This is a genomic window from Streptomyces sp. NPDC091972, assembly GCF_044756385.1.
GTDB lineage: Bacteria > Actinomycetota > Actinomycetes > Streptomycetales > Streptomycetaceae > Streptomyces.
Map to the genome: position 1 here is coordinate 1 of NZ_JBIVSV010000030.1, position 8014 is coordinate 8014.

The 8014-nt window shown below is 72.4% G+C and carries 2 protein-coding genes; both read left to right on the forward strand.

Annotated features, from left to right (window positions below):
- On the forward strand, positions 1–1800 hold a 1800-nt coding region (locus ACIQJT_RS41575; protein ID WP_402650661.1), incomplete at its 5' end, for a condensation domain-containing protein.
- 70 nt (positions 1801–1870) lie between these two features.
- On the forward strand, positions 1871–8014 hold a 6144-nt coding region (locus tag ACIQJT_RS41580), incomplete at its 3' end, for an amino acid adenylation domain-containing protein (protein ID WP_402650662.1).

Sequence of the window (8014 nt, forward strand, 5' to 3'; positions counted from 1 at the left end):
CTGGTCGTGCTCGATGCGCTGCCGCTGACCGTCAACGGCAAGGTCGACCACCGGGCCCTGCCCGCACCGGAGTTCACCGCCGTGGAGAGCCGTGAGCCCGCCACCGCCGCCGAGAAGCTGTTGTGCGAACTGTTCGCCGAGGTGCTGGGCCGGGAGCGGGTCGGGGTCCAGGACAGCTTCTTCGAGCTGGGCGGCGACTCCATCATGTCGATGCAGCTCGCCGCACGGGCCACACGGCGGGGTGTCGTGTTCGGTGCGCAGGACGTCTTCGAGCACGAGACACCCGCAGACATCGCCGCCGTCGCACGCGTGGAGGCGGATGGTGAGGCAGCTCAGGAAGCCGACACCGGACCCGTGCCGCTCACGCCCGCCCTCGCGGCCTCCGGCCCCGCAGCCACCGGCCCACGCTTCGCGCAGTGGACGGTGATCGGAGCGCCGCCGGCGCTGGATGTGCCCACCCTCACCGCCGGGTTGAGCATCCTGCTCGACGCGCACGACATGCTGCGAGCCCGTGCGGAGGACGGGCCGAGGCTCGTGGTGGGAGAGCGGGGCGGTCTCGACCCGGCCACGCTGATCTCCGTGCTGCGGGTGAGCGATCCCGGGGAGTTGGACGGAGCCGCCGACCGGGCCGCACACACAGCTGCGGGACGGCTGGATCCGGCGGCCGGAGTGATGCTGCGGATCGTCTGGCTGGACGCCGGCCCGCAACACATGGGGCGGCTGGTCCTGGTCGCGCACCACCTCGTCGTCGACGGGGTGTCGTGGCGCATCCTGCTGTCAGACCTGCGGACCGCGTGCGAGGCGGCGGCACAGGGCCGGGCGGCCGAACCGGGCACCGTGGGCACCTCCTTCCGGCGTTGGGCCACCTTGCTGCAGACCGAGGCCCGGCGCGAGGAGCGGGTCGCCGAACTGGAGGACTGGCAGAGGCTGCTCGAGGGCGGCGACGCCCCGCTCGGCGCGCGGGCACTCGACCCGGCGCGTGACACCGCTGCCACCCTGGAACGCCATGCCTGGACCGTGCCGGCACCACAGGCCCGGGTGCTCGTCCAACGCACCCCCGGTGTCTTCCACTGCGGTGTCCAGGATGTTCTCCTGGCCACGCTCGGGGCAGCCGTCGTACAGTGGCGCAACGGCACAAACCGTGACCTTCTGGTGGATGTCGAAGGGCATGGCCGTACGGCGGTGTCCGGGGCGGATCTGTCCCGCACGGTCGGCTGGTTCACCGACACCCATCCTGTACGGCTGGACCTGGGCGGCGTTGACCTGGGGCAGGCGCGGGCGGGGGGTGCGGCGGCGGGGGCGTTGCTGAAGGCGGTGAAGGAGCAGGCGCGGGCGGTGCCCGGGGACGGACTGGGGTACGGGCTGCTGCGTCACCTCAATCCCGACACAGCGCCGGTTCTGGCCGAACTGCCCGCCCCGCAGGTGGGCTTCAACTACCTCGGCCGTTTCCCCGCCCCCGCCGACCGGGCGGCCGTCTGGCAACCCGCCGGCCCGACCGCCCTCGGCGGCTCGAACGACCGGGACATGCCCGTCAAGCATGCCCTCGGCGCGGGAGCGGTGATCCGCGACCGCGTGGAGGGCCCCGAACTCACCGTGCTCCTGACCCACCCCTCCGGCCTGCTGGAGGCGGCCTCTGTGGAACGGCTCGGCCGGATCTGGCTGGCGCTGCTGGACGGCCTGGCCGCGCACACCGTGGCCCCGTCGGCAGGTGGCCACACCGCGTCCGACTTCACGCTCCTCGACCTCGACCAGGACGAAGTCGACGAACTCGAAGCCGGGTTCGTCGACGAGCACCCGTAGTCACCCGCCGCGGCACCGGCCTGAGGGCAGCCATCCGCCCGACACACGCTTGTCTGTGAGGAGTTACGCGATGACCCGATCCCAGGTCGAGGACGTCTGGCCGCTGTCGCCGCTGCAAGAGGGCCTGCTGTTCCACGCGGCCTTCGACGGCGACGGGCCGGACGTCTACCAAGGGCAGCGGCTCCTGGACCTGGACGGTCCCGTCGACGCCGACCGGCTGCGGGCGTCATGGGAGGCACTGGTCGCCCGGCACCCCGTGCTGAGGGCGGGATTCCGGCGCCGTAAGTCGGGCGAGGCCGTGCAGGTCATCGCACGCGAGGTGGAAGTGCCCTGGCGGGTGGAGGACCTCTCGGGGTTGGACGAGGAGACGGCAGTCGCCCGGCTCGCCGAGCTGGCCGCCGAGGACCGGGAGCGCCGCATCAGCCTCGTCACCCCGCCCCTGCTCCGCCTGCTGCTCGTGCGGTTGGCCGAGGACCGGCACCGGCTGATCGTCACCAGCCACCACCTGATCATGGACGGCTGGTCGATGCCCGTGCTGCTGCACGAGCTGACGGCGGTGTACGCGGCCGGCGGCGACGCCACGGCGCTTCCCGAGCCCTCCTCCTACCGTGACTACCTCGCCTGGCTGGGGAGCCAGGACAAGGACGCGGCACGCGTGGCGTGGGGTGCGGCACTGGCCGGGGCGGAGGAGCCCACGCTCGTCGCGGCCGCCGACCCGGTCCGTCCGCCCGTTCTGCCCGAGAGTCTGATCGCCGACATACCCGAGAAGCTGACCGGCGAACTGGTCGGCCTGGCCCGGCGGCACGGTCTCACCGTCAACACGCTGATCCAGGGCGCCTGGGCGATGCTCCTGGCCCGGCTGTCCGGCCGCACGGACGTGGTCTTCGGCGCCACGGTCGCCGGGCGACCCGCCGGGCTCGCGGGCGTCGAGTCGATGATCGGCATGTTCCTCAACACCCTGCCCGTGCGCGTCGAACTCGACGGCGAGCAGGCCTCGGTGGAGATGCTGAAGGAGCTCCAGACCCGTCAGTCCGCGCTCATCGCCCACCAGCACCTCGGCCTCGCCGAGATTCAGCGCCTCGGCGGTGCGGGTGCGGTCTTCGACACCCTCGTCGTCTTCGAGAACTACCCGCGCCCGCCCGAGGAGCCCGTCGCGCCCGACGCCTTCGGTCTGCGCTTCGCGGCCGGCCAGGAGACCGCCCACTACCCGCTCACCCTGGTCGCCGTCCCCAAGGACCGGATGCTGTTCAAGCTGGACTACCGCCCGGACCTCTTTGACTGTGAGGCGGCCGAGGCGATCTTCGACGGGCTCGTGCGGGTGCTGGAGCAACTGGTCGCCGACCCGTGGCAGCCGGTAGGACGCGTCGACGCGATACCGCAGCCCGAGCGGACCCGGGTCATCGGGAACGGGACCGCGGCCGCGACCGGCATACCGGCCGACTCCGTCCTGGAACTCTTCGCCCGTCAGGTGGCGCGGGCGCCGCACGCCGTGGCCGTCACCGACGGCGCACGGGAGCTGACGTATGCCCAACTGGACGCGGCCTCGCTCCGGTTGGCCCGCCGTCTCGCCGACCAGGGGACGCGCGCCGGGGATCGGGTCGCGGTGGTGCTGGAGCGATCGGCGGAGCTGCTGGTCACGCTGCTGGCGGTGGGGAAGGCCGGAGCCGCGTACGTCCCTGTCGACGCCGGGTACCCGGCGGAGCGGATCGCGTTCCTGCTCACGGACTGCGACCCGGCGGCCGTGGTGTGCTCCGCGCGGACGCGCGCCGTCATACCCGACGACGTTCCGGGCCGACTGGTGCCGCTCGACGACCTGTCGGCCCTCGACGGAGAGGGAGAGGGAGAGCCCCCGTTCACGCCGGTGAGCGGTGGCGAGGTCGCGTATGTGATGTACACGTCGGGTTCGACGGGGACGCCGAAGGGGGTCGCGGTACCGCACCGGAGCGTGGCGGCGTTGGTCGGCGATCCCGGCTGGGCGGTGGGGCCCGGCGACTCGGTGCTGTTCCACGCCCCGCACGCCTTCGACATCTCGTTGTTCGAGGTGTGGGTGCCGCTGGCGAGCGGTGCCCGGGTCGTGGTCGCCGAGCCCGGAGTGGCGGTCGACGCGGCGGCGGTGCGTCGGCACATCACTGCGGGTGTCACCCATGTCCATGTCACCGCCGGGCTGTTCCGGGTGCTGGCCGAGGACAGCCCTGAGTGCTTCACGGGAGCGCGGGAAGTCCTCACCGGTGGTGATGTCGTGCCGGTGCGGGCGGTGGAGCGGCTGCGGGCGGCCTTACCCGAAGTGCGGGTGCGGCATCTGTACGGCCCCACCGAGGTGTCGCTGTGCGCGACCTGGCACCTGCTGGAACCGGGTGACGCAACACCCCCCGTACTGCCGATCGGGCGCCCGCTGACCAACCGTCGCGTCCATGTCCTCGACGCCTATCTGCACCCCGTCGCCCATGGCGTGACCGGCGAGCTGTACCTCGCGGGTGCCGGTCTCGCCCACGGCTATCCGGGGCGGGCCGTGTTGTCCTCCGAGCGTTTCGTGGCCTGTCCGTTCGCGGTCGGGGAGCGGATGTACCGCACCGGCGACCTGGCTCGGTGGACGGCCGACGGCGAACTGGTCTTCGTGGGCCGTGCCGACGCCCAGGTCAAGATCCGGGGCTTCCGCGTGGAACTGGGCGAGGTGGAGGCCGCGTTGGCCGCCTGCCCCGGGATCGGCCAGGCGGTCGTCGCGGCCCGCGAGGAACGGCTCGGTGAGAAACGGCTGACCGGGTACGTCGTCCCGGACGGCGAGGACGTGGACACCGAGTTGCTGCGCGAGCACCTGTCCAAGGTGCTGCCCGAGTACATGGTCCCGGCCGCCCTCGTCGTGCTCGACGCACTGCCGCTGACCGCCAACGGCAAGGTCGACCACAAGGCGCTGCCCGCGCCGGACTTCGCAGGCCGGGTCGCGGGTCGCGAGCCGCACACCGACGCGGAGCGCACGCTCTGCGACATCTTCGCAGCGGTCCTGGGCCTGGAACGGGTCGGCGCCGAGGACGACTTCTTCCACCTCGGCGGGGACTCGATCACCTCGATGCAGGTCGTCGCCAGGGCCGCACGGGCCGGCTTGGTCCTGACACCGCGGCAGGTCTTCGACGCCCGGACGCCCGAAAGGCTCGCGCTCGCCGCCCGGCCGACCGAAGAGACGGCCACTACCACGACCGAGGACGCCGTCGGCGAGATGCCCTGGACACCCGTCATGCGTGCCCTGGGCCGTGCCGCGACGCGTCCCGGATTCGCCCAGTGGGCGGTCGTCACGGCGCCGCCGGCGCCCGGCGAGGAGAACCTGGCCACCGCCCTCGGGTCGCTGCTCGACACGCACCCCATGCTGAGCGCCCGGGTGGCGGCCGACGCGCCGACCCTCGTGGTCGCGGACCGCCGGTCAGCGGACCCCGCCGGACTGGTGACCCGGGTCGAACCCGGGACCGGCGAGGACCTCGACCGCGCAGCGCAGCGCGCGGCGCGCGACGCGGCGAATCGGCTGGACCCGGCAGCCGGGACCATGGCGCGGCTGGTCTGGGTGGACGCCGGGCCTGAGCAGGCGGGGCGACTGGTCCTGGTCGTCCACCACCTGGTGGTGGACGGCGTGTCGTGGCGCATCCTGCTGCCGGACCTGCGGACTGCGTGCGAGGCGGCCGTGGCGGGCCGAGCCGCGGAACTGGACCCGGAAGGCACGTCGTTCCGCCGCTGGGCGGGGCTGTTGGAGACCGAGGCGCGGAACGAGGGCCGGACCGCGGAATTGGCGCGCTGGCGGGAACTGCTCGTCGACGGCGACGCCCTCATCGGCGTCCGGACGCCGGACCCAGCCCGCGACACCGCCGCGACACTGCGCCACCGCTCCTGGAGCCTGTCCGGCGCACCCGCCCTCGACCTCGTCGGCCGGATTCCCGCCGTCTTCCACTGCGGTGTCCACGAGGCACTGCTCGCCACACTGGCGGGCGCGGTCACCCACGCGCGGTCCGCAGCGGACAGCTCGGTGCTCGTCGACGTCGAGGGCCACGGTCGCGAGCCGCTCGCGGGTGCGGAACTGACGCGCACGGTCGGCTGGTTCGCCGACACCCATCCCGTGCGGCTGGACCTGTCCGGCATCGACCTGGGGCAGGCGCGGGCAGGAGGTGCGGCGGCAGGGGCGTTGCTGAAGGCGGTGAAGGGGCAGGCGCGGGCGGTGCCCGGGGACGGACTGGGCTACGGGTTGCTGCGCCACCTCAACCCGCAGACCGCACCCATACTGGCCGAACTCCCCACCCCGCAGATCGGTTTCAACTACCTCGGCCGATTCCCCGCTCCCACCGGCCAGGTGGCCGTCTGGCAACCCGCCGGCCCCTCCGCCCTCGGCGGCGCCATCGACCCCGGCACACCACTGCTGCACACCGTCGAGGCCGCTGCCGTGATCCGCGACACCCCGGACGGCCCGGTGCTGACCCTCACGGTGAACTGGGCCGGCGACATCCTGGACGCAGCCGACGCCGAACACCTCGGCACCACGTGGCTCGCCCTCCTCACCGGCCTGGCCACCCACCTCGCGGACCCCTCGGCAGGCGGCCACACCCCTTCCGACTTCCCGCTCCTCGACCTCACCCCGTCCGACGTGGAGGAACTGGAGACCACCGTCCCCGCCCTGAGCGACGTTTGGCCGCTCTCCCCGCTCCAGGAAGGACTGCTCTTCCACACCGCCTACGACGACCAGGGGCCCGACGTCTACGAGACCCAGCGGGTGCTGGAGCTGACCGGACCCCTCGACGCCGACCGGCTGCACCGCACCTGGAACGAGCTCATCGCCCGCCACGACATGCTGCGGGTGAGCTTCCACGAACTGGCCGACGGCCGCAGCGTCCAGGCCGTCACCGGCGCAGCCGAGCCCCGATGGCGGGTGGTCGACCTGAGCGGGCGGACCGAGACGGACGCGCTCACCGAAGCCGATTCCCTTGCCGACCAGGAACGCGCCGAACGCTTCGACCTGACCCAGGCCCCGCTGCTGCGGCTGCTCCTCGTGCGGCTCGGCGAACGGCACCACCGCCTCGTCATGACCTCCCACCACATCTTGCTGGACGGCTGGTCCACCCCGATCATCCTCGACGAAATGTCCCGGATCTACGCGGCCGGCGGCGACGCCTCCGGACTCGGCCCGGCGCCCTCCTTCCGGGACCATCTGGCATGGCTCGCCCGGCAGGACAAGGAGAGCGCGCGTGAGGCATGGCGGGCCGAACTGGCGGGCGCGGACGAGCCCACTCTGATCGTTCCCACCACCGCGGGCCGGGGACCGGCGGGCACGTGCGGCGACTCGCTGCTGCTCTCCGAGGAGCTGACCCACGCGCTGAGCAGCCTGGCCCGCGACCACGGACTGACCGTGAACACGCTCGCGCAGGGGGCCTGGGCGATAGTGCTGAGCCGGCTCGCCCGCCGCATGGACGTCGTCTTCGGTATCTCCGTCGCCGGCCGCCCGCCGGAGCTGGCGGACGTGGAGTCGATGGTGGGGATGTTCCTCAACACTCTGCCGGTACGGGTGCGGCTCGACGGGGACGAGAGCGTCGTGCGCATGCTGACCCGGCTTCAGGCCCGCCAGTCGGCCCTGCTTGCCCATCAGCACCTCGGGCTCGCGGAGATCCAGAGCCTCTGCGGCGCAGGCGCCGTGTTCGACACCATGCTGATGTTCGAAAACTACCCCGGGGACACCTCCCACCCCGCTGCCAAGGACGACGAACTCACCGTCGAACGCGTCAACACACGTGCTGGGACCAGCTATCCGCTGGCGGTCGGCGTCATGCCAGGCCCTCGGATACGCGTCCATGTCACCTACCGCTCCGACCTCTTCGACCGCGACGAAGCCCTCCAGGTGGCCCGACAGGTCGAACACGTCCTGGAGCAGGTGGTCGCGGCTCCGTCGGTGCTGGTGGGGCGGGTCGATGTCATCGGTCCGTTGGAGCGTGGGTTGGTGGTGGAGGGGTGGAACGCGACGGCGGGTGAGGTGCCGGCGGGTGGGTCGGTGTTGGCGTTGTTCCGGGCTCGGGTGGTGTCGGCGCCGGATGCGGTGGCTGTGGTCGAGGGTGAGCGGCGGGTGTCGTATGGGGAGTTGGATGGGCTGTCGGATGGGGTGGCGGCGTATTTGTCGGCGTGTGGGGTGGGTCGGGGTGATCGGGTTGCTGTGCGGTTGGAGCGGTCGGTCGGTTTGATCGGTGTGTTGTTG